Origin of the sequence: uncultured Thalassospira sp. (assembly GCF_963976115.1) — a bacterium.
In the GTDB taxonomy this organism is placed as follows: Bacteria; Pseudomonadota; Alphaproteobacteria; order Rhodospirillales; family Thalassospiraceae; genus Thalassospira.
This window is the reverse complement of the sequence record NZ_CAXBJJ010000008.1, coordinates 85,829-109,429: the sequence shown is the minus strand read 5'-3', so window position 1 is coordinate 109,429 and position 23,601 is coordinate 85,829. Positions and strand designations below refer to the sequence as shown.

Annotated in this window: 21 protein-coding genes; 16 read left to right on the top strand and 5 right to left on the bottom strand. The window is 51.9% G+C overall.

The window, feature by feature from the left end; all coding sequences use genetic code 11:
* Nucleotides 1-78: 78 nt before the first annotated feature.
* The gene (locus tag AAC086_RS12085; RefSeq protein WP_339778926.1) at nt 79-1,974 is read right to left on the bottom strand and encodes a SurA N-terminal domain-containing protein; all 1,896 of its coding nucleotides are present in this window, start codon (nt 1,972-1,974) and stop codon (nt 79-81) included.
* Nucleotides 1,975-2,300: 326 nt separating this feature from the next.
* Between AAC086_RS12085 and tpiA the strand changes: the two genes are divergently transcribed.
* The 12 genes from tpiA to AAC086_RS12025 all read left to right on the top strand — a co-directional run bounded on the left by tpiA (nt 2,301) and on the right by AAC086_RS12025 (nt 15,831).
* Nucleotides 2,301-3,059, top strand: coding sequence for a triose-phosphate isomerase (gene tpiA / locus AAC086_RS12080; RefSeq protein ID WP_339778925.1), 759 nt, complete (start codon nt 2,301-2,303; stop codon nt 3,057-3,059).
* Nucleotides 3,060-3,495: 436 nt separating this feature from the next.
* Nucleotides 3,496-3,840, top strand: coding sequence for a preprotein translocase subunit SecG (gene secG / locus AAC086_RS12075; RefSeq protein ID WP_339778924.1), 345 nt, complete (start codon nt 3,496-3,498; stop codon nt 3,838-3,840).
* 113 nt (nt 3,841-3,953) lie between these two features.
* Complete coding sequence (locus AAC086_RS12070) at nt 3,954-5,582, top strand: CTP synthase (protein ID WP_339778923.1); 1,629 nt, start codon at nt 3,954-3,956, stop codon at nt 5,580-5,582.
* Between the two features lie 29 nt (nt 5,583-5,611).
* Nucleotides 5,612-6,469 (top strand): 3-deoxy-8-phosphooctulonate synthase, encoded by an 858-nt coding sequence (gene kdsA / locus AAC086_RS12065; protein ID WP_339778922.1) that lies wholly within the window; start codon nt 5,612-5,614, stop codon nt 6,467-6,469.
* A 105-nt stretch (nt 6,470-6,574) separates the two neighbouring features.
* On the top strand, nt 6,575-7,849 hold the full coding sequence (gene eno / locus AAC086_RS12060; RefSeq protein ID WP_339778921.1) for a phosphopyruvate hydratase: 1,275 nt from the start codon (nt 6,575-6,577) through the stop codon (nt 7,847-7,849).
* Nucleotides 7,850-8,138: 289 nt separating this feature from the next.
* Nucleotides 8,139-8,468 (top strand): septum formation initiator family protein, encoded by a 330-nt coding sequence (locus AAC086_RS12055; RefSeq protein WP_339778920.1) that lies wholly within the window; start codon nt 8,139-8,141, stop codon nt 8,466-8,468.
* A gap of 390 nt (nt 8,469-8,858) precedes the next feature.
* A complete protein-coding gene (gene pdhA, locus AAC086_RS12050) occupies nt 8,859-9,869 on the top strand; it encodes a pyruvate dehydrogenase (acetyl-transferring) E1 component subunit alpha (RefSeq protein WP_339778919.1) in 1,011 nt (336 codons plus the stop codon).
* Between the two features lie 57 nt (nt 9,870-9,926).
* The gene (locus AAC086_RS12045) at nt 9,927-11,357 is read left to right on the top strand and encodes a pyruvate dehydrogenase complex E1 component subunit beta (RefSeq protein WP_339778918.1); all 1,431 of its coding nucleotides are present in this window, start codon (nt 9,927-9,929) and stop codon (nt 11,355-11,357) included.
* A gap of 65 nt (nt 11,358-11,422) precedes the next feature.
* Nucleotides 11,423-12,733 (top strand): pyruvate dehydrogenase complex dihydrolipoamide acetyltransferase, encoded by a 1,311-nt coding sequence (locus AAC086_RS12040; protein WP_339778917.1) that lies wholly within the window; start codon nt 11,423-11,425, stop codon nt 12,731-12,733.
* A 91-nt stretch (nt 12,734-12,824) separates the two neighbouring features.
* Complete coding sequence (gene lpdA / locus AAC086_RS12035) at nt 12,825-14,222, top strand: dihydrolipoyl dehydrogenase (protein WP_339778916.1); 1,398 nt, start codon at nt 12,825-12,827, stop codon at nt 14,220-14,222.
* Nucleotides 14,223-14,347: 125 nt separating this feature from the next.
* Nucleotides 14,348-15,322 (top strand): lipoyl synthase, encoded by a 975-nt coding sequence (gene lipA, locus AAC086_RS12030; RefSeq protein WP_339778915.1) that lies wholly within the window; start codon nt 14,348-14,350, stop codon nt 15,320-15,322.
* Nucleotides 15,323-15,372: 50 nt separating this feature from the next.
* Complete coding sequence (locus tag AAC086_RS12025) at nt 15,373-15,831, top strand: type II toxin-antitoxin system RatA family toxin (protein ID WP_339778914.1); 459 nt, start codon at nt 15,373-15,375, stop codon at nt 15,829-15,831.
* A 138-nt stretch (nt 15,832-15,969) separates the two neighbouring features.
* On the opposite strand, the gene AAC086_RS12020 is transcribed toward AAC086_RS12025, so the two are convergent.
* Both AAC086_RS12020 and AAC086_RS12015 read right to left on the bottom strand, forming a co-directional pair.
* Nucleotides 15,970-16,479: a CinA family protein gene (locus AAC086_RS12020; RefSeq protein WP_339778913.1), complete on the bottom strand. Its 510-nt coding sequence runs from the start codon at nt 16,477-16,479 to the stop codon at nt 15,970-15,972.
* Nucleotides 16,476-16,967 (bottom strand): phosphatidylglycerophosphatase A, encoded by a 492-nt coding sequence (locus AAC086_RS12015; protein ID WP_339778912.1) that lies wholly within the window; start codon nt 16,965-16,967, stop codon nt 16,476-16,478. Before AAC086_RS12015 ends, AAC086_RS12020 begins: the two co-directional genes overlap by 4 nt.
* 195 nt (nt 16,968-17,162) lie before the next feature.
* Between AAC086_RS12015 and AAC086_RS12010 the strand changes: the two genes are divergently transcribed.
* Together AAC086_RS12010 and AAC086_RS12005 are read left to right on the top strand one after the other, a co-directional pair.
* On the top strand, nt 17,163-18,536 hold the full coding sequence (locus tag AAC086_RS12010; RefSeq protein WP_339778911.1) for a peptidoglycan DD-metalloendopeptidase family protein: 1,374 nt from the start codon (nt 17,163-17,165) through the stop codon (nt 18,534-18,536).
* A complete protein-coding gene (locus AAC086_RS12005; RefSeq protein WP_339778910.1) occupies nt 18,496-18,948 on the top strand; it encodes a polymer-forming cytoskeletal protein in 453 nt (150 codons plus the stop codon). Before AAC086_RS12010 ends, AAC086_RS12005 begins: the two co-directional genes overlap by 41 nt.
* 144 nt (nt 18,949-19,092) lie before the next feature.
* Here the strand turns inward: AAC086_RS12005 and AAC086_RS12000 are convergent, their stop codons facing one another.
* Together AAC086_RS12000 and AAC086_RS11995 are read right to left on the bottom strand one after the other, a co-directional pair.
* A complete protein-coding gene (locus AAC086_RS12000) occupies nt 19,093-19,791 on the bottom strand; it encodes a haloacid dehalogenase type II (RefSeq protein ID WP_339778909.1) in 699 nt (232 codons plus the stop codon).
* A 100-nt stretch (nt 19,792-19,891) separates the two neighbouring features.
* Nucleotides 19,892-21,958: a transglycosylase SLT domain-containing protein gene (locus AAC086_RS11995; RefSeq protein WP_339778908.1), complete on the bottom strand. Its 2,067-nt coding sequence runs from the start codon at nt 21,956-21,958 to the stop codon at nt 19,892-19,894.
* Nucleotides 21,959-22,135: 177 nt separating this feature from the next.
* Between AAC086_RS11995 and dapA the strand changes: the two genes are divergently transcribed.
* Nucleotides 22,136-23,014: a 4-hydroxy-tetrahydrodipicolinate synthase gene (gene dapA, locus AAC086_RS11990; protein ID WP_339778907.1), complete on the top strand. Its 879-nt coding sequence runs from the start codon at nt 22,136-22,138 to the stop codon at nt 23,012-23,014.
* Between the two features lie 31 nt (nt 23,015-23,045).
* The gene (smpB, locus tag AAC086_RS11985; protein ID WP_339778906.1) at nt 23,046-23,519 is read left to right on the top strand and encodes an SsrA-binding protein SmpB; all 474 of its coding nucleotides are present in this window, start codon (nt 23,046-23,048) and stop codon (nt 23,517-23,519) included.
* Nucleotides 23,520-23,601 lie beyond the last annotated feature (82 nt).

Sequence of the window (23,601 nt, the reverse complement as noted above, 5' to 3'; positions counted from 1 at the left end):
CAAAACCAAACATGAAGGTAACTGGAATGAAAAAAAGGGCGATCCGGTAACCGGATCGCCCCGCATGGCCAAACCTGCCTAGTTGGCGGGGGCGCTTTGGGCATAAAGCCCGTTTACAACACTATTATTGAGGCTGATAGAAATGTTGTTACGCAAATAATCGAGATATTGCGAAACGATATCCTGATTGAGGCTGTCTTGCAGTTCGGAAACAATCGGGTCGTCTTTGCCCGTTGTGTTACCTGCCGGTTTGATGTCATCGAGCACGACAACCGAAACACCGTTTTCACCGATAACCGACTTGGCTTTGCCTTGGGCAAGGTCAAACAGGGCACCGGCAATGGCCGGGTTGGCATCAGCCGACAGGCCACGACCATCACGTTTGGTCATGCCGGTATCGTTAATGCTGTTATCAAGCTCTGCGGCGATGGCATCAATTTTCGCACCCTGATCATTGATACGGGCGGCAAGGGCATCGGCTTTTTCACCCAGCAGGCGCTGTTTCTCATCGGCTTTCCATGCGGTTTCAACAGCATCACGAACATCGTCGAAGGGGCGCACAGCAGACGGGGTAACCTTGGTGACGCTGACAACATAGCGATTGCCGCTCTGGGTTTCTTCCAGAAAGCTTTCATCACCCTCGTTCAGTTCGTAAATCTTGGCGTTGATTTCCTTGCTGTCGACAATGCCATTGCCCAGATCCTGGCCCTTTTTAATGTCGCTCAGGGTGAAAAGCTGTGCATTTACTTTTGCTGCGGCGTCCTTAAGGGACGTCCCGGCACCCAGTTCATCGTCAAGCTGGGCGGCGATGTCAAAAATCTGATCTTCTGCTTTTTGACGTTTAACGCCGTCTTCAACCTGTTTGCGCACTTCATCCAGACTTTGTTCATGGGCCGGGGTGATTGCGGTAACGCGCATGATGTGCCAGCCAAGCGAGGTTTCAACCGGTTCGGAATAACCACCTTCGGGCAGGCCAAATACAGTGTCGCGCAAATCGGGCAGCATGTTTTCCTTGGTGAATTCACCAAGTTTGACCACCGATTCTTTCATGCCGGCCTGTTCGGTCGCGACCTTCATAAAGTCTTCGCCACCCTGAAGGGCTTTATAAGCTTCCGAGGCACTTTCTTTTTCGTTCGGTGCAAACAGGATCTGTTCTACCGCACGTTTTTCCGGCGTTTGAAATTCAGCGATGCGCTGGTTATAGGCATCGAGCAATTCGTCGTCGGTAACGTCCATTGACTGTGCAAGGTGATCAACGGTCAGCAAGGCCAGGGTCGCGTTTCGGGTTTCCGGTGCGGTGAACTGTGCACCATGATCATCATAGAATTTCTTGAGCACATCATCGGACGGGGTTTCGATCGGGGCGATGTCGTCGTCGCCAAGCATGATGAAACGTCCGCTGCGATCTTCATTGCGATAGGCGGCAATTGCTTTGACCAGCGGTGCGGGCGGGGTGCTGGCGGCACTCAGGCTGCCGACAACCTGCTGGCTCATCAGATCGCTGCGCATGCCGTCAATGAATTCCTGTTCGCTATATCCGTTTTGATACAGGATCTGCAGGAACTTTTGACGGTCAAACTGCCCGGTCGTTTCGTCCTCGAAGCTTTTGTTGTTGAAAATGTTGTCACGGACTTTTTCATCGCTAATGCCGATGCCCGTGTCTTGTGCATTTTCTTCCAGCAACTTTTGCGAGATCAGGCCCTGAACCGTGTTGTTCAGAAGGCCCATCTGAATGGCTTGCTGCTGATCAAAGCTGGGGCCAAAGACCCGGCGCATCTTGTCGATGTTGCGCTTGAAGGCGCGGTCCAGTTCGGCAGGACTGATAGACTGGCTGCCGACTTCGGCGACTTCGCGGGAATTGCCAAGGCTTAGCATCGAGGCATTCAGCCCCCATGCGACAAAGCTGATCGCGATGATGCCAAACAGGATTTTGGCAAAGATGGATTTTGAAAATGTGCGAATGCCAGATAGCATATTCAGTAGCCTAACAATTCGTTGCGTCGGACCGGCGCCAGTTGGCCGGCAACTTTTCATGCCAAAACGGTTCCGGAAACCGGGAAAAACCGTGCGGATCGGTGGCGCATCTTAATGGGGAGACCATAGGGCGGCAACACCCGATTGCATAAGCCGTTTCAATTGCTGATGCAAGGGCCTCCAACCGGACTTGGCCCGGGGAGGCTCACATGTTAAAAAGCGGCCAGCAAACGTTTTATAAGTCGTTGGCCCTGATGCTGTGAAAAATGCCCATTCTGTCAAAATCGGGCTATGTGGCATCTCCCATCAAAAAAAGGAAACATTCAATGTCAGGTCGTCGCCCCTTAATTGCCGGTAACTGGAAAATGAACTGCTTGCGCGCCGATGGTTTGGCACTGGCCAGTGGCCTCGCGGCAAAATTGTCATCTGCGGCAAGCAAACCGGCATGCGATATCTTGTTGTGCCCGCCGGCCACCTTGCTGGCCGACGTGGTGGGGGTTCTTGGGCATTGTGCCATCCATGCCGGGGGACAGGATTGCCATTTTGACAAAAATGGCGCGCATACTGGTGATATTGCGGCGTCGATGCTGGCTGATATTGGTGCCAGCCATGTCATTGTTGGCCATTCGGAACGCCGTGCGGATCATGGTGAAAGTTCAACGGTTATCCGCCAGAAAACCATTGCTGCCCATGATTCAGGGCTGATTGCGGTTGTCTGTGTGGGGGAAACCGAACAGGAACGTGATCTGGGGGCGGCCATTTCTGTGGTTTGTGGCCAAATGGACATTTCGTTGCCCCAAGGAGCCAATGCGGAAAACACCGTGATTGCCTATGAGCCGGTTTGGGCCATTGGCACCGGGCGTACCGCCGCGGTCGAAGATGTTGCCGAAATGCATGCAGCCATTCGTCGCAAGCTCAAGGAACGGTTCGGCGATGCCGATGAATTTCGTATTCTTTATGGTGGTTCGGTTAAGCCTTCGAACGCGGCGGAGCTGCTGGCGGTTGATAATGTTGATGGCGCGCTTGTCGGTGGTGCCAGCCTCAAGGTCGACGACTTTTGGGGGATTATTGATAGTTGCGATTAGTCGCGGGGCGAGGGCGGCCGCATCCCGCGCGCTTGATAAAAGTCGATGACAGCATGATCGCGGATATCCGTTCCGGGGTGTTTCGGGGCATGCTGGCATTGCAATATAATATTTGGCCGGTACCGGTATTTTCGGAATTTCGATAAATATCAGGCAGCGATGTTGCAATTTGGCGGGCGATCGGCGAAAATGGGTTCCCGGCGCAAGATGTTGGATCTTGCCTGAAGCCGGGATTTTTCCCGTACAAATGAACAATGGTGTTTTCCTGCAGGTTGCAGGGAGCGTGTTATTGTGGGCGATTGGCAATTTATGGTTATAAACCTGCGAAATACGGACTAGCCAACCGTTTCAAAACGCGTTAAACACGCATCAAATTTTGCCCGGTAAGGCAGCAAAATCGTTGCCGCCGGATTTACAAGTCAAGAGTTTTGAGGCCATGCAGACTGTCATTCTGGTTATCCACCTGCTTCTTGCGATCGGCTTGATTGCCGTAATTCTGGTTCAGCGCAGTGAAGGCGGCGGGCTTGGTATTGGCGGCGGCAATAGCGGCGGCGGTAATTTTGGTGTCATGAGTTCGCGCAGTGCCGCGAACCTTCTGACCCGGACGACAGCAATCCTTGCTGCGGCCTTTATGATCACGAGCCTCGGTCTGGCCCTGATGAGCAATAACCGTACCGCACCAACATCGATCCTTGATCAGGTGCCTGCACCCGCTGCGACTTCCAATATGGAAAAAACAGCCCCGGCGCAGGATAGCGGTCCGGCGGCGCCGACCCGCTAAGACATATACCGATATCAGAGGCGGCAAAATTGCCGCCTCAATTTTTGAATTATTGCTCCCCCGGTTCGCAATCTGCGTAACCGTGGCTTTGTGCTTTGAGATGAGGCATAGACATGACCCGTTATATTTTCATTACTGGTGGCGTGGTTTCTTCGCTAGGCAAAGGCTTGGCGTCAGCTGCATTGGGTGCCTCGCTTCAGGCGCGTGGTTTTACCGTTCGCTTGCGCAAGCTTGATCCTTATATCAACGTTGATCCGGGCACCATGAGCCCCTATCAGCATGGGGAAGTTTACGTTACCGAAGATGGTGCCGAAACCGACCTTGACCTTGGTCATTATGAACGTTTCACCGGGGTATCCTCGCGCCGGTCCGATAACGTTACCACCGGACGCATCTATTCATCCGTGATTGCGCGGGAACGCCGTGGCGATTACCTGGGCGGAACCGTTCAGGTCATTCCCCATATCACCGATGCCATCAAGGAATTCGTCCAAAGCGACGCGACCGAAGATTTCGTTCTGGTCGAAATTGGCGGCACGGTTGGCGATATTGAAAGTCTGCCATTTCTTGAATCCATTCGGCAGATGGGCAACGAACTGGGCGATGGCCGGACAATGTTCCTGCATCTTACCCTTGTTCCCTATATCTCGTCTGCGGGCGAATTGAAAACCAAACCGACCCAGCATTCGGTTAAGGAATTACAGTCGCTTGGTATTCAGCCTGATATTTTGCTGTGCCGATGTGATCGCGAAATTCCGGTGAATGAACGCCGCAAAATTGCGCGTTTCTGCAACGTGCGCGAAGCATCGGTTATTCCGGCCTATGACGTCGACAATATTTATCAGGTGCCGATCAGCTATCATAAATACGGCCTTGATAACGAAGTTCTGCATCATTTCGGCCTGCAGGCCCAGGACCCGGATATGGGGCCGTGGGAAGATATTTGTGATATCGTTCGCAACCCGGAAGGTGAAGTCACCGTCGGGATTGTTGGTAAATATATCCAGTTGCCCGATGCTTATAAGTCCTTGACCGAGGCCCTGGTTCACGGCGGTATTGCCAACAAGGTCCGGGTCAAAATTGACTGGATCGCGTCTGACGATCTTGAAAAAACCGAAAATGTCAGCGAACGTCTGAGCAAGCTTGATGCCATTCTGGTGCCGGGTGGTTTTGGTGAACGCGGTGCCGAAGGCAAAATTGCCGCTGCCCGTTATGCCCGCGAAAACAAGGTACCTTATTTCGGGATCTGTTTTGGTATGCAGATGGCCGTTCTTGAAGCGGCCCGTAATCTTGCGGGCATTACCAACGCGTCGTCGTCCGAATTTGGTCCGACCGAAATACCATTGGTCGGCTTGATGACCGAATGGTCCAAGGATGGCGGGCGTGTTGAACGTCGCAGCGGTGAAGATGATCTGGGCGGCACCATGCGTTTGGGCAATTATGAATGCAAGCTGGTAGCTGGTACGCGTGCCCGCGAAATTTATGGTAGTGAAACCGTTCTTGAACGTCATCGCCATCGTTATGAAGTTAATATCAACTTTCTCGAACAGCTTGAGCAGAAGGGCCTTAAATTTTCGGGTCTTTCGCCCGACGGTCGTTTGCCGGAAATTATCGAATATCCGGATCATCCGTGGTTCATCGGTGTACAGTTCCATCCGGAATTGCGGTCACGGCCATTGGAGCCGCATCCGCTGTTTGTGTCTTATATCAAGGCTGCCAAAGAACGTAGCCGTCTGGTTTAACACTGCCTGGAACGTGCAAGGATGTTGAAATGACCGTCGTTAAAACCGTTAAAGTCGGCAATATTGAATTTGCCAATGACAAGCCTTTTGCATTGCTGGCAGGCCCTTGTGCCATCGAAAGCCGTCAGCACGCATTGGAAATGGCAACCGCCCTGAAAGAACTGGCCAGTGCGATGGGCATTGGTCTGGTCTATAAAAGTTCGTTCGACAAAGCCAACCGCACCAGTAATAAATCAAAGCGTGGTGTGGGGTTAAACGAAGGAATTGATATTCTGGGTGAAGTCAAGGACGTCACCGGCTTGCCGATTGTCACCGATGTTCATTTGCCAGACCAGTGTGCAGCGGTTGCCAAGGTCGCCGATATTTTGCAAATTCCGGCTTTCCTGTGTCGCCAAACAGATTTGCTGATGGCGGCGGCTGCGACCGGCAAGGCAATCAATGTTAAAAAGGGGCAGTTCCTTGCCCCTTGGGATATGGCAAATGTTGCCGACAAAATTGCCGAAGCTGGCAATGGCAATATTATGCTGTGTGATCGTGGGACCAGTTTTGGGTATAATACACTGGTAACCGATTTTCGCGGACTTCCCATCATGGCCCGTCAGGGCTATCCGATTGTGTTTGATGCGACCCATTCCGTCCAGCAACCGGGCGGGCAGGGTGGTACATCGGGCGGCCAGCGCGAATTTGCGCCTGTTCTGGCCCGTGCCGCCGTTTCTGTTGGTGTTGCGGCATTATTTATCGAAACCCACGATAATCCTGATGCTGCGATCAGCGATGGACCCAATCAAATCCCCCTTGGCAAGCTTCCTGAAGTTCTTTCGGTCTTAAAGGAGCTTGACGCGATAGCGAAGGCCAATCCGGTTCGTCTGGATATGTTCGACGCTTGATATTAAGGTGCCGCCATATTTTGTGGCGGCATTTCTTTTATGCTGTAACCGACGCGGCCAAACATGTTGGTCGTTCCATATGTCAGTAAGGAGAATTGTTTCGTCATGACCGCTATCATTGATATCCGCGGGCGCGAAATTCTGGACAGCCGGGGTAACCCGACAGTCGAGGTAGATGTTACCCTGGAAAGTGGCGCCTTTGGTCGGGCCGCCGTTCCCTCTGGTGCATCGACGGGCGCACACGAAGCCGTCGAACTGCGAGACAAGGAAGAACGTTATCTGGGTAAGGGCGTTACCAAAGCCGTTTCAGCCGTAAATGGCGAAATCTTTGAAGCCCTGGCCGGTATGGATGCGGAAGAGCAGATCGAAATCGATACCGCGATGATTGATCTCGATGGGACTGCTAACAAAAGCCGCCTTGGCGCAAATGCCATTCTGGGTGTTTCCCTTGCTGTTGCCAAAGCCGCAGCCCAGGAATCCGGTTTGCCGTTATATCGTTATATTGGCGGTTCCTATGCCCGGACCCTGCCGGTGCCGATGATGAACATCATCAATGGTGGTGAACACGCGGATAATGCCATTGACGTTCAGGAATTCATGATTGTTCCTGTTTCGGCAGAAACCTGCACCGACGCGATCCGCATGGGCGCCGAGATTTTTCACAATCTGAAAAAATCACTTGCTGCCGATGGCCTCAGCACCTCGGTTGGGGATGAAGGTGGCTTTGCCCCGAATATCGCTTCGACCGAAGCGGCCATCAGCTATGTGATGAAATCAATCGAAGCTGCCGGGTACCGCCCGGGCGAAGACATCATGCTTGCGCTTGATGCGGCTTCGACCGAATTCTACAAAGACGGCAAATATGTTCTTGCTGGCGAAGGTAAGACGTTTGATTCGGACGGCATGGTCAAATACTGGGCCGAACTTGCCAGCAAATATCCGATCTTCTCGATCGAAGACGGCATGTCTGAAGATGACTGGGATGGCTGGGCTGCCTTGACGCGCGAAATTGGCGACAAGATCCAACTGGTCGGCGATGATCTGTTTGTGACCAATCCGGTGCGTTTGGCTGACGGTATTTCCAAGGGCGTTGCCAACTCGATCCTGGTCAAGGTTAACCAGATCGGTACGCTGAGCGAAACCCTTGAAGCCGTCGAAATGGCACACCGCGCGGGTTATACTGCTGTGATATCGCATCGTTCGGGTGAAACTGAAGATTCGACCATTGCCGACCTGGCTGTTGCCATCAATTGTGGTCAGATCAAAACCGGTTCGTTGTCACGGTCTGACCGTTTGGCAAAATACAACCAGTTGATCCGTATTGAAGAGCAGCTTGGTCTGGCTGCCCGTTTTCCGGGTCGCGCCATCCTGAAAAAATAATGCCTCCAGTTTCGTTTTCATAACGAAATGATGAAAAGCCGCCTTTAAATGAGGCGGCTTTTTGTATTTACGATTTGTTAATTAATCGTAAGGTCGCCAAAAAAAGACGCTTGTTTTTAAAACTCTTTTTACCTTGTTGTGGTCTACTTACCGTTCAGAATAGGACTTTGTGCCGGTCTGAGGCTATAACATGCTGATCTTCAGGTAAAATAACGTCCGTTGTTTTATCGTTCCGGTTTTGAAATATTTTGCTTTAAAATGCGTCTTCCGCTTTGGGACCTTCGTTCAAATGTCGTCATCTGCACCGGTAATCCGTCGATTTCGACAGGCCATTGCACCTGTTTTTGCCTTTACCGTTATGGTCTATTTTATCTTCCACAGCGTGGAAGGTGACAGGGGGCTTCTGGCCTATTGGTCGATGCAGGACCGGGTGGGCGAAATTGTCAAATTGCGCGATGATATAAAAGCGCGGCGCGAATTATTAGAGCAGCGCGTGAAGGCATTGCGCCCTGGCAGCCTTGATCCTGATTTGCTGGATGAACGTGCCCGTACCATGCTTGATATGGCCAATCGGGATGACGTTATTATCTTTCACCACAACGGGTATGATCAACCGTAAAATATGCTGTTTGTTGGCATGTGGTGGGGCAGGGTGCGGTGCACCCTAGGATGAGTACCGTTTTTCAAGATTTATCTGGCATCTGCGAACACCGATTTTCATTCATCTAAATTGTTTTCGTAAAAGCATAGCATTTGTGACGCTGAGGAATGAACGCATTGGATCGGCTTTGCTCAAATATCTGATAATTCACAAAATATAATTTTAACCGTTAAAACTACAATTAACCAATAATCGGTTTATTTGTGATTGTGCATTGCAAAACAATGCTTTAACGCCCCCAAGATAGCTTGCTTATGTGCGTTGTTTTGGGTAGTTATTTCGGTGGTCCAATACCGAATTAAGCTGCTTTTCAAAGAAGCTTAAGCGAGCCATCCACCGGGAGGAACCATGGCGACCCTAAAACGCAAACGCGCCACGACGCGCGCCGACAATCAGGCGAGCAGTGACGAGCTCCTCAAATATTACCGCGATATGCTTCTGATCCGCCGTTTTGAAGAAAAGGCCGGCCAGCTTTATGGCATGGGCCTGATCGGTGGTTTTTGCCACCTTTATATCGGTCAGGAAGCTGTTGTTGTTGGTATGCAGGCTGCAACATCGGGCGAAGATGGTGTGGTTACCAGCTACCGTGATCATGGACATATGTTGGCGTGCGGGATGGATTCCGCAGGCGTCATGGCCGAATTGACAGGTCGTGAGGGTGGTTACTCTCATGGCAAGGGCGGTTCGATGCATATGTTCTCCAAGGAAAAGAACTTTTACGGCGGTCACGGTATTGTCGGCGGACAGGTTCCGCTTGGCACCGGTATTGCCTTTAATTACAAATATCGCGGCGAAGACAAGGTTTGTCTGACCTACCTTGGTGACGGTGCTGTCAACCAGGGGCAGGTTTATGAATCTTTCAACATGGCCGCCCTTTGGAAGTTGCCGGTCATTTACTGTATCGAAAACAACCAGTATGCGATGGGCACATCGACCCAGCGTCACTCGGCCAGTCCGGATCTGTATTTGCGCGGCGAAGCCTATGGCATTCCGGGTGAACAGGTTGACGGCATGGACGTGCTGGCGGTGAAAGAAGCCGGTGAACGTGCTGTCAAACATTGCCGTGAAGGCAATGGACCCTACATTCTCGAGCTTAAAACCTATCGTTATCGTGGCCACTCGATGTCCGATCCGGCAAAATACCGGACCAAGGACGAGCTGGACAAGATGCGCAAGGAACATGACCCGATCGACATGGTCAAAAAGCTGTTGATCGATGCAAGCATCCTTGACGAAGACGGTCTCAAAGAGATTGACAAGGAAGTGAAGGCAGAGGTCGCCAAATCTGCGGAATTTGCACAGAACAGCCCCGAACCCAATCCGTCGGAACTGTTTACCGATATTTTGATCGAAGTCTGATTCAGATTTTGCAAAATCCGCTTTTGACCAGAAATTTTCCCGCAAAAAGGGGGAACCATGCCGATTGAAGTTTTGATGCCCGCATTGTCTCCGACAATGACAGAAGGCACCCTTGCCAAATGGAATGTCAAAGAAGGCGACACCGTTCAGTCCGGTGATGTCCTTGCCGAAATTGAAACCGACAAGGCGACGATGGAAGTCGAAGCCGTTGACGAAGGTAAAATTGGCAAGATCGTTGTTGATGCCGGGACGGAAAACGTCGCCGTCAATGCCGTTATTGCCTATATCCTTGAAGAAGACGAAGACGCCTCTGCGCTTGAGAATGTTAATCCTGGCAAGGCCCAGGCTGCACCGGCGCCCAGCGAAGAAAAATCTTCTTCCTCGGAAAGTGCCCCTGCCACGGCTTCTGCACCGGTGAAGGCGTCGGGCGCGATTGAGCGCACCGACAAAGAACCCCGCGCCATGAGTGAAATGAACGAAACGCGCGACGAAAAAACCTATACCAAATTCAAAACCCAGACCGTTCGTGAAGCCTTGCGCGATGCGATGGCCGAAGAAATGCGGTCTGACGAAAATGTTTTCGTCATGGGGGAAGAAGTTGCGCAGTATCAGGGGGCTTATAAAGTTACCCAGGGTCTGCTTGACGAATTTGGCGATCGTCGCGTCGTTGATACGCCGATCACGGAATATGGCTTTACCGGTCTTGGTACCGGGGCTGCATTCATGGGGCTGCGTCCGATTGTTGAATTCATGACATTCAACTTCGCCATGCAGGCCATTGACCATATCATCAACTCGGCTGCGAAAACGCTTTATATGTCCGGTGGCCAGCTAGGCTGCCCGATTGTGTTTCGGGGTCCGAACGGTGCGGCAGCCCGCGTGGGTGCCCAGCATTCACAGTGCTATGCATCCTGGTATGCGCATTGCCCGGGGCTTAAGGTGGTTGCACCTTATTCTGCCGCCGATGCCAAGGGCCTGTTGAAGGCTGCTATTCGTGATCCGAACCCGGTTGTGTTTCTGGAAAACGAAATCCTGTACGGGCAAAGCTTTGAAGTTCCTGATGATGACAATTTTGTCCTGCCGATTGGCCAGGCCAAGATTGAACGCGAAGGCACCGATGTTACCATCGTTGCGTTCTCGATCATGGTTGGCAAAGCCCTGAAGGCCGCTGCAAAGCTGGCGGAAGAAGGCATTTCGGCCGAGGTCATCAATCTTCGCACCATTCGTCCGCTTGATGTGAACACCATCGTGCGTTCGGTGATGAAAACCAATCGTTTGGTGACATGTGAAGAAGGCTGGCATTTTGCCGGTATCGGTGCGGAAATCGCTTCGGTGATCATGGAACATGCGTTTGACTATCTTGATGCACCGGTTGCCCGTGTTGCCGGCGAAGATGTTCCGATGCCTTATGCGGCCAATCTGGAAGTTCTCGCATTGCCGCAGGAGCAACATATCGTCGATGCGGCCAAGGCCGTTTGCTATCGTTAAACAAAAACGGACAAGGGGTTGGCGCACCATTGGTGCTGCCACCCCGTTACCGGGAGATTGCATCCATGCCAGTTAAAATTCTGATGCCGGCGCTTTCGCCGACCATGACAGAAGGCACCTTGGCGAAATGGCTCGTCAAGGAAGGGGACACCGTTGAATCGGGCGATGTCCTGGCCGAAATCGAAACCGACAAGGCGACGATGGAAGTCGAAGCTGTCGATGAAGGAAAAATCGGTAAAATTCTTGTTGAAGCAGGTACCGAAGGTGTGGCCGTGAATGCGGTAATTGCCTTGCTTTTGGAAGAAGGCGAAGACGAGAAGGCCCTTGAAGGGGCCGATACGTCAGGTCCGAATGTCGGGGCAGATGCCCAAGCGTCAACCCCGACCAAAGATGAGACGCCCGAAGGCAAGGATGTTGCCCCGGCCGCTTCGAGCGCACCTGCTGCCAGCAAAGACGGGGAGCGGATCACGGCAAGCCCGCTTGCGCGTCGTATCGCGTCGCAGGAAGGTGTTGAACTGTCCGGCGTTGATGGCTCCGGGCCGCGGGGACGTATCGTCAAGCGTGATATCGAGGCCGCCCTCAGCAACAAACCGGCAGCCAGGGCCGAAGCACCTGCCGCCGCAAAATCCGAAACACCTGCGGCCAAGGCACCTGCTGTTTCGGGATGGAACCCGGATCTTACCGGCCTGCCCGAATACGAAGAAATTCCGAACACGACGATGCGTAAGGTTATTGCGCGCCGCCTGACGGAATCCAAACAACAGGTTCCGCATTTTTATCTGACCATTGATTGCCAGATCGACAACCTTCTGTCGGTTCGCAAGCAGCTGAACGAAAAAGCCGCAGACGGTGTCAAGGTGTCGGTCAACGACATGGTTATCCGGGCATCCTCGATTGCGCTCAAGCGTGTTCCGTCCGCCAATGCGGTTTGGACCGATGCGGCCATTTTACAATGCAAGCAGCAGGATATTTCCGTTGCCGTCGCGATTGATGGTGGCCTGATCACGCCGGTCATTCGGAATGCGGGTGGCAAGGGCCTTGCCGAAATCTCGACCGAGATGAAAGCACTGGCCGCCAAGGCCCGTGATGGCAAATTGCAGCCTCAGGAATTCCAGGGCGGGACCTTTTCGGTTTCCAACCTTGGCATGTTTGGCATCAAGGACTTTGCCGCCATTATCAATCCGCCGCAAGGTTGTATCCTGGCCGTAGGTGCCGGGGAACAGCGCCCGGTGGTTAAGGATGGTGCCCTGGCAATTGCAACCGTCATGAGCTGCACCCTGTCTGTTGATCATCGGGTGGTTGATGGTGCGGTTGGTGCCCAGTTTATGGCTGAATTCAAAAAGCTGATCGAAGATCCAATAAGCATGCTGCTTTAAGGTCTGGTTGCGCGGGGGCTTTAACAAGTCCCCGCAAGCTTTTGAATGATATACCTGTATGCAAAAACCGTGCAGGTTAAGGAGATGCAAAATGGCGGAAAACAATTTCGACGTTATCGTGATTGGTGCCGGTCCTGGTGGTTATGTTACTGCCATTCGTGCGGCCCAGCTGGGGCTGAAAACGGCCGTTGTCGAACGCGAACATCTGGGCGGTATCTGCCTGAACTGGGGCTGTATCCCGACCAAGGCTCTGCTGCGCTCAGCCGAAGTTTATCGCAACATGAAACACGCCAAAAATTATGGCTTGTCGTGCGATAACCCGTCCTTTGATTTTGAAGCCGTTATTCAGCGGTCGCGTGGCGTTTCAAAGCAACTGGCAGGCGGTGTCGGCATGTTGCTTAAAAAGAACAAGGTTACCGTGATTAACGGTGAAGCCAAATTCGACGGTCCGAAAAAGATCAATGTCGAAGGTAAGGATAAAGGCACCTACACAGCCAAACATTATATCATTTCCACTGGCGCGCGCGCGCGTGCGCTGCCGGGACTTGAGGCCGATGGCAAGGTTGTCTGGGATTACAAAAAGGCGATGACGCCTGATAAAATGCCCAAGAGCCTCCTGGTTGTCGGGTCGGGTGCGATTGGTATTGAATTTGCCAGCTTTTATCACACCATGGGCGCTGAAGTGACCGTGGTTGAAATTATGCCGCAGATCATGCCGGTTGAAGACAAGGAAGTCGCGGCGCTGGCGCAGAAAATGATGACAAGGGACGGGATGAAAATTCTGACCGAAGCCAAGGTTGCCAATCTGAAGCGCAATGCCGACAACGTTGTTGTTACGATCGAAACCAAAGATGGTAAAAAGCAGGACCTGACGGTTGATCGTGTGATTTCGGCTGTGGGTGTGATTGGTAATACCGAAAATCTTGGCCTTGAAAGCACCAAGGTTAAAGTCGAACGAAACGTGATTGATACTGACGAATTTTCACGGACGGCCGAGCCGGGTATTTATGCCATTGGTGACGTGGCAGGTCCGCCGATGCTGGCCCATAAGGCGGAGCACGAAGGCGTTATTTGCATTGAGAAAATTGCCGGTGAAAAGAATGTTCACCCGCTTGATCCGCGCAAAATTCCTGGTTGCACCTATTGTCATCCCCAGGTTGCAAGTGTTGGCCTGACCGAAGCCAAAGCCAAAGATGCAGGCTATGATGTCAAGGTTGGCAAGTTTCCGTTTATTGGCAATGGCAAGGCCGTAGCCCTTGGCGAGGCCGAAGGTTTGGTCAAAACCGTATTTGATGCCAAAACCGGCGAATTGCTGGGCGCACATATGGTTGGCACCGAGGTAACCGAACTGATCCAGGGCTTTGTGATCGCGATGGGGCTGGAAACCACCGAGGAAGACCTGATGCACACGGTGTTTCCGCATCCGACCCTTTCTGAAATGATGCATGAATCGGTTCTTGACGCCTATGGGCGTGCGATTCATTTCTAAGTCATTATATGTGCGATACGGCAGGTTCCTTTGTGTATCTGTCGTATCGGCCATGTCGAATGTCAGTTTGACAATATGACAGCAGGACGGCACATTGCCTGCCATTCCATCCTTCGGAGGTTTAAATGTCCACGACGCGCAACGAGGTACGAGCTCTTCGTCACCCGGAAAAGCAAAAGAACCCGGACCGTCCTTCTGGTCGCAAACCGGAATGGATTCGCGTTAAGGCACCCACTTCCAAGGGCTATCAGGAAACGCGCGATCTGGCCCGTGGCCTGAATCTCCATACCGTGTGCGAAGAAGCCGCATGCCCCAATATTGGCGAATGCTGGCAAAAAAAGCATGCCTCCTTCATGATTATGGGCGATACCTGCACCCGTGCCTGTGCGTTTTGTAATGTTAAAACCGGGATGCCAAACCCGCTTGACCCGTTCGAGCCGGAAAATCTGGCAATGGCGGTTGCCGACATGGACCTTAAGCATGTTGTGATTACCTCGGTGGACCGGGATGACCTTGCCGATGGTGGTGCCATGCATTTTGCCCGCGTGATTGAAGCCATTCGCCATAAATCGCCGGAAACCACCATTGAAATTCTAACGCCCGATTTCCGCGACAAGCCTGGCGCAGTCGAGATCGTAGCGAAGGCCCGCCCGGATGTGTTTAATCACAATCTGGAAACAGTTCCGCGTCTGTATCCGTCCATTCGCCCGGGGGCTCGCTTTTATCAGTCGTTGCGCATTCTTGATCGTGTCAAACAGATCGATCCCACAATTTTTACCAAGTCGGGTTTGATGGTGGGGTTTGGCGAACAGCGCCATGAGCTGAGCCAGGTGATGGATGATCTTCGTGTTGCCGATGTCGATTTTCTGACCATCGGCCAGTATTTGCAGCCAACCCTTAAACATGCGCCGGTTGATCGGTTTGTGACACCGGACGAGTTTAAGGAATATGCGTCGATGGCGCGTGCCAAGGGCTTTTTGATGGTTGCATCAACGCCGCTAACGCGTTCAAGCTATCATGCTGACCGTGACTTTGCTGAAATGCGCGAAGCGCGCGAGAAGAAGCTGGCGGCAAGTGCAAAGCCGAGTGCGGCGGAATAACCCGCAACCATTTGTCACAGTATTTTTGAAAAGACGAGTAGGAGATCACTTTGCCGACGCATGCGGAGCGCAGAAAGCTACCCTATACGCCGGAACAGTTATTCGATCTCGTTGCGGATATCGATGCCTATTCGGAATTTCTGCCCTGGTGCGTGGCATCACGGGTACGGAAACGTGACGGAAACGAACTTCATGCTGATCTGGTGATCGGTTTTAAGATGTTTCGGGAAAAATACACATCCAAGGTCACGCTGGATCGTCCGAATCGGGTTGATGTCGAATATTTGCAAGGTCCGTTTAAATACCTCAACAATCACTGGGAATTTCAACCTTCCGATGATGGTGGAACGTTTCTGGATTTTTATGTCGATTTCGAATTTAAATCCGCGATTTTGCAGAAAATGATTGGCATGGTTTTTAACGAAGCTGTGAAGTTGATGGTGGGATCATTTGAAAATCGCGCGCGTCAGGTTTATGGCGACAATGGAATTGCATCTGTGCGCCTGTAAGACCAGTTGTCTATGAGAACAACTCATTGAGAACTGGTTGGGCGCGACGGCGCAGCGTGGCGAGAAGAATTTAAAAACGCCGGAATGTTACTTTTGGAATGCGTCGGCGTTTTTGATTTTGTTGTGCGACCTTTTACGTCAGGGCAGTTTTGCTGTTGCCACCATTTCTCGGATCATGGCAAACGCCGTTAGAATGGTTTGGCGTCGCACCTGATGCCGGTCACCCTTAAAAACACGGGATTGATGCAGGGTAGGGCGGTGCGCCCCTGCACAGCCAAAATGAACCAGCCCAACCGGTTTTTCCGGGCTGCCCCCCCCCGGTCCGGCAATGCCGGTTACAGCAACACTTATCGTTGCCAGAGGGCTATGGCGCAAAGCGCCTTCAGCCATGGCACAGGCAACCGGTTTTGATACGGCACCATATTGTTCCAGCAAATTTCCCGAAACGTCCAGCATTGCCATTTTGGCTTCGTTTGAATAGGTGATGAAGCCGCCATCGACCACGCTGGAACTTCCGTCAATAGCGGTCAGGCAGCCGCCAATCAGCCCGCCAGTGCAGCTTTCTGCTGTGGCGACCAGCTCTCCGTTCTGACGACAGAGATCAACGATGGCACGGGCTGCTGCCAGCATCTCGGGATCGGGGATCATTTAAGGAAACCTTCGGCGAAATGGGAAACCAGTGCTAATAAAATCATACCGAATCCACCCGCTAAAATATCATCAAACATAATGCCAAAACCACCCCCGACGCGGCGGTCCACCCAGCTGATCGGCCAAGGTTTGAGGATATCAAAAAACCTGAAAACAACAAAGGCCAGCAACATCCATGCGATGTCCATCCATGATCCCGAGAGAGGGACGGCCAGCAGGCAGAGCCATTGTCCGGCAACTTCATCGATAACAATTTCGCCTGGATCATGAATTCCGATCATTTTGCTATAGGAATCGGAAACAAAAACCCCATAAATAAAGACAATGGCGGTTGCAAGCAGCAGAGTTGTGTTACTCCCTGCTATGACAAGAATCCATCCGAGCGGCAACGCAGCCAATGAACCAGCCGTTCCCGGTGCTTTGGGCACCTTGCCACTGTAAAACCAGGTGGCAGATGCGGTAATGATGATTTGGTTAAGGCGCATAACACTTTCGCATATGTCTAATGGGTATAGATATCTGACTTATCATAGCCAATAGGCTGTGGCGCGAGGTTTTTTTGAGGTTAATGTAGTGTTAACGCGCTTGCCACGCTGCTCTCTTGCAGGTAGCGTGACTATCGAAACAGTAATGGGACAAACGTTGGCATCAATCGGGGGGCCCGGCTTTGATGCTAAAAAATGAACATGGATAAAAAGGACATAGCCGGACAGATGTCTTTGGTGGGGCGCATTAATAATATAATTGAAAAGTGGTTTCCGGATCGGGAAGTTCTTGTTCGCTCCAATGATTCTGTCACACAGGTTCATCTTGGACGTCGACGTCAGTTAATAGTTGGTGTTGCCGGTATTTTTTTGATTGTCTGGACTGTTGGTTCAACCGGGGTTGGCTATTATTTTAGCCATCGGCTGAATTTGCGCGAAGAACAGCTTTTTCGCAGCGAACTGGCCTATAGTGAACTGATCAACAGGGTTACAGACAGCCAGAAAAAATTCAGCGAGATTACCTCGCAGATGGAAGATACCCATCATAATCTGTTGAGTATGGCCGAGAAGAATCTGAAATTGCAGGCGAGGGTACAGGATTTCAGCCTGAAACTTGCCGACAGTGAGAAGGAAAAATCGAGGATATCATCGTTGCGGTCCTCGATGGATAACCAGATGAACGCTTTGGGGCAGCAGATAGACGGTATCACCAACCGCAATATTGCGCTTCGCGACGAACTGGAAACCGTTGAAACAGTGATGACGCGCGTGATGCGAGAACGCGATCAGGCCATTTCACGATCAAAGTCGTTGCAGGGTGAACTGGTGATGGCAAATCAGCGGATAGCCGATTTGCATACGGTTCAAAAACAAGCACTTGAACGGGTTGCCGAACATGCGGGCTCGTCGATTTCCGATTTGAAATCGGTCCTGAAAATGACGGGTGTTCCGATCAATGAATTGACCGAGGAGGGCACGACCAGCAATGTTAAACGTGTCCTTGATGCCGGTGTTGGCGGGCCATTTGTACAGTTTGAACCTGAAACGCCTGAAGACGAACTTTTTATGAATGCTGCTTTGGCGGTTGGCAACCGGATGGACCAGTTGGCCAATCTGCAAAAGGTGATTAATCGCTTGCCCTTTGGCGAGCCGACTGAAAATTATTACGTTTCCAGCAAGTTTGGCAAACGTAAGGATCCTTTTAATGGAAAATGGTCTTTTCATTCCGGCGCCGACTTGGCAGCCCCGATGAAAACACCAATCTATGCCACTGCACCTGGTGTGGTGTCGCATGCAGGATGGACTGGCGGATACGGCAAAATGGTCGAGATTGACCATGGAGACGGCCTTAAAACCCGCTATGGCCATCTGATGAAGGTCCTCGTAAAGAAGGGTCAAAAGGTGAAATATCAAGATATCGTTGCACTGATGGGTAGCACGGGCCGTAGCACAGGAAGTCATGTTCACTATGAAGTTCTGGTAAATGGCAAACAGGTCGATCCCATCAAGTTCATAAAGGCGGGACATTATGTTTTCAAGATCACACAAAACACAAGCGAGCACAAATAACACCCAGACTAACCATTCACCTAACAAGGCGGGTGGACTATCGGTTATTAATTCGGATCTTCGTATTTCCGGTGACCTGATTTCTGAGTCAGACGTCCAGGTTGACGGTTTTGTCGATGGTGACATACGGACACGCAATCTGACGATTGGTCAGAACGGTGAAGTGCGTGGGGAAATTATCGCAGATCGCGTCCGCGTTTGCGGAAAAGTCACCGGTCAGATCCGGGCCAAGGATGTTTCCCTGGCTGATTCTGCCAAAATGATTGGCGACATTTTGCACCAAACCCTGGCAATCGAGCCTGGTGCCCATCTTGAGGGGCATTGTCGGCGTATCGAAAGTGTCGAGGAAGGTGGTCTGACGGTTATTCAGGCTGGCAAAATCGTTGCGTCAAACGTGAAGAAAGAACAGTAAGGTTTTTCTTGAATGCCATTCAGCTTTATGGGTGAGCACAAGACGGAAGTTACATGTTAAAGATGCATTATTAAAACAGCCAGGTAGCTTCGCAACCTGGCTGTTTGTTTGTCAAAATACTGAAAATAATTCTACAATAAGCGACTACGCTGCTTTTGGTATTCCGGCCAAAGGTAAAATTTCATTTAGCCGGGCAACAACAATGTCGGCCTTATGCGACAGGCGCTCGGCCGGTTGGGCGGTGCGATTGATCCATACGGTTTTAAAGCCGAATTGCCCTGCACCCGCTACATCCCAGCCGTTTGACGACTGAAACGAAATTTCACCGGGCTCAAGTTCAAGTTTGTCGCAGGCCAGCTGGTACACGCTCGGATGCGGTTTGTAGGTGCGCACATCGTCCACGCACAGGATCTCGTCGAAAAGTGACAGGATGCCGGATGACTTTGCTGTCGCAATCAGCATGTGCCGGGCGCCGTTTGACAGGATTGCCAATTTGTGGCCGCTTTTTTTCAGGGTTTTAAGTGTCTCGACAACATCGGGGAAGGTGTCGAGCGACAGATAGGCTTCCATCAGACGCGACCGTAAAACAGGGTCGTCTTTGCCGATGGCGGCCATCGCATAGTCAAGGGCGTCGCCGGTCACATTCCAGAAATCGGTAAAATCGTTCATCAAGCTGCGCAACCAGCTATATTCAAGCTGCTTCCTGCGCCACAAATCAGACAGTTTATCGGCGTCATCCCCCAGGCTTTCCTGAAGCCGCTTGCTTACCGATCCAACGTCAAACAACGTTCCATAAGCGTCAAAAACAAATGCGCGGCAGGATGAAATGGAAATTTCGGTCATTGGGTCAAGCCTCGTTTTCTGTCTCTGTCACCGAAAACACGGCGTTGGTGCCGGTCTCGTGCGACTCGCAATTTGGCAATTAGCGCGATAGGCGTGCGGATTATTTGGGCGTGGTTTTTTTATCGGGTTCGGTTGCGTCCGGGCTTTCCTGGCTCATCGCAATTTCATCACGGGCAAAGCGCCGTCGATAAACATAGGTTCCCTCCATCACCCGCTGAACATAGTTCCGGGTTTCCTTGTAGGGAATCATTTCGATCCAGTCGATGGGATCAACATCGGGTTCACGCGGGTCGCCATATTCGGAAATCCATTCCTTCACCCGCGACGGACCGGCATTATAGGACGCGATGGTCAAAATTTCAGCACCATTCCAGCGATTTAACAGTTTTGACAAATATTGGCGCCCCAACTGGATGTTGAAGCCGGGATCCTCGGTCAGGCGTTGAACGTTAAAAGGCAAATCCAGGTTATGTGCCATGCGTTCTGCCGTCGCAGGCATTAATTGCATCAATCCACGCGCACCCGCATAAGAAACCGCTGCCGGGTTAAACAGGCTTTCCTGACGCATAATCGCATGGACCAACCCTGGATCCGGGTTCTGTCCGCCAGGGACCAGATCATAGACCGGGTAGGCGGCATCAAGGTAACCACCACCTGAACGAATCCCGCGCTTGGCGGCAATCACGGCCAGGTCCGTACGCCCGTATTCCGTCGCCAGCCCGGTTGCCATGGCCAGCATTTCGGGGCTGTCAGATTGATCGACAAGTGCCATGATAAAGGGGCGGATGATATTGCCCAGTCCCATGTCACCCAGTTCACGAGAAACTTTTGTTAGTTCATTGTTTTCAAAACGTTTTCTTTGTTCATTTGTGGGGTGGGCCTGCTCGACCTGGTAATGGACTGTGCCGCCGAGCTCGTCATTGGCAAGCTGGCCGTAAAAGGTGTGGGCATGGTCAGCCGCCAGAAGGAACCACTTCCTGGCCCGGGCCTTGTCGCCCATTGCCTTGCAGGCGCGCCCCGCCCAATAAGCCCCGCGTGACTGACTGATGGGGTACTGAACAACATCATACAGATTTTGGAAATGTTGCAGGGCGATTTGCGAATCGCCCAGAAATTCAAGTGCGATCCAGCCTGCCAGCCATTCGGCGCCAGCAATATCGGCAGGTTCGGTTTGCCCGTGATTGGCAACCAGGCGGTAGGCGTCGGTGATATACCCTTCTTGCAGGGCGCGACGTGCCAGAATGGCTTTTTCCGTCCACCAGTATTCGGGGCGAATCGATATATAAGCCAGATCATTTGCCTGGTGCAGCAAAAGGTCGCGGGCGTCCTTGTCCTGATCATTGATGCGCCGCCAGCGGACACGTTCATACATCAGCCCCGGGTTTTTCTGGTATTTTGCAGGCACATTTTTGATTGCGGCATCAACATTGCCTTTGCGTTCGCGCAGGGCAAGACGTGCTTCTGCCAGCTTTTGATAATCGGCACTGACATGCTTCATCATTCGGCTGGCGGGGTGGGTGCGCCCTTCCCACAACAGGCGGTCCAGCCGCGCTTCGTGGGTGGCCTCGTCGATATATTTGCCGTAACGGTCGATAAAACGGTTTGCTTGGCCTGTGCCGAAATTTGCGTTGATCCAGCTGTTGCGAATCAGGGCAATGGCGGCATCTTTTTCACCAACGGACAGCAGGGCCGAAATTTGCCGGGTTGCGCCATCGGCAGTAACCGGCGCGGACCGCTTGAACCAGGCCAGAATTTCAAAATCCGGCACGGCGTCGGTCATGGCTTCTTCGGCGCGCTGACGCAGCAATGCCTGACTTGGCCAATTTGGGTTGGCGTCAATAAATTGCGTGATTTCAGCAAAGGATCGATTGGAATTCGGGCTGGTCAGCCACATCCATTCAACCGCTTTTTGAAGCAGCGGATCATCAAAAGCGGGCAGCAATTCCGAAACGTTTTTGGTGTCGCCTTTTTCAAGCGCATCAAGAAAAACATTCAATCGCGCCCTGCTGATGGCCGAAAATGCCGGCGAGGGAGGTGACATAACAAGTGGTGACGGATCGGGCATGGCCGCATTCGCCGCGTTTGAATAGCAGGCTGTGGCAATAAAACATGCTGTGCCCATTGTCGCTGCATACGCAGAAAACCGGCGGATATTAACGTTCGCCATCGGAAAAACCCCTTATGCCTCAGGGCGAAAATTGCACTAAAGACAGTTGCTATTATGGCAGCGAAACGAACAAAAGCCAAACAGTCCCGAAACAATTCGTTCTGGTGCTTGCGGTAGGCGTGAACTGAGGCTATTTTCGCGACGCTTTTTAATCCGCATTATGATTTGGAGATATCGATGTTTAAGGGTTCGATTACCGCTTTGATTACGCCGTTCACCACAAATGGGGTGATCGACGAAAAAGCGTTCCAGTCTTTTGTGGATTGGCAGATAAAACAGGGCACGACCGGTGTGGTGCCGGTCGGAACCACCGGCGAATCCCCGACACTTAGCCATGCAGAACATCATCGTGTGGTTGAATTGGCCCTGGAAGTGGCCAAGGGGCGCGTACCTGTTATTGCCGGAACCGGTTCAAATTCAACGGTCGAGGCCGTTTCACTGACGCGTCATGCGCAGAATGCCGGTGCAGACGCCGCTCTGGTGGTGACACCGTATTACAATAAGCCAACCCAGGCCGGTTTGTTCGCACATTACAAGGCCATTCACGATTCGACCGATATTCCGATTGTTATCTATAACATTCCCGGTCGTTCCGTGATTGACATGACCGTTGCAACAATGGCCGAACTGGCAAAATTGCCGCGTATTGTCGGCGTCAAGGATGCGACCAGCGATCTGGAACGTCCGGCTTTGATGCGCATTGCTGCCGGACCAGATTTTTGCCAGCTTTCTGGTGAAGATGGCACAATTGTTCCTTTCCTGGCGCAGGGCGGGCATGGGTGCATTTCTGTGACGGCAAATATTGCACCGCGCCTGTGTGCCGATTTGCAAACTGCATGGCGTGACGGGAACATCGCCAAGGTTCAGGAGTTGAACTATCGTCTGATGCCGGTTCATAAGGCCATGTTCTGCGAAGCAAACCCTGGTCCCGTTAAATATGCGGCATCGCTTCTGGGCCTGTGCACGGCGCATATGCGCCTGCCGATGGTCGAAATTGCCGACGACTCCAAACAGCGTGTTGAAGCAGCGCTGAAATCCGCCGGTCTTCTTTCCTGATTCTTCAGGAACCGGCCAACAAGTTTTTGAGATGGCTGCAAAAAAAGAACACAGCAATAGCAAGTTGGTGGCGCAAAATCGCCGGGCCCGTTTTGACTATTTCCTGACGGAAACATTCGAGGCGGGGCTGGCTTTGCGCGGCACCGAGGTGAAATCACTTCGAGAAGGCAAAGGAAACATTCAGGAATCCTATGCCGAACCGAAGAACGGGGAAATTTGGCTGATCAACGCCTATATTCCCGAATATCAAAGCAAGATGCCCTTTGGGCACGAAGAACGCCGACCACGCAAACTGCTGCTGCATAAGCGTGAAATTGCCAAAATGTCCGATGCCGTAAACAAGAAGGGCACCACGCTGGTGCCGGTTAAGGTCTATTTTAATGACCGCGGAATTGCGAAACTTGAACTGGCAATCGGTGAAGGCAAGCGAAAATCGGACAAGCGCGATGCCATCAAGGCCCGTGACTGGCAACGCGATAAAGCCCGTATTTTACGCGAGCATTAAGCAAATCACGGTTTTGGCGACAGTGGAAACTGGTTGTCGCCATCACGTGTTGTTTGATTGCACAATCATATCGTCGAGAAAA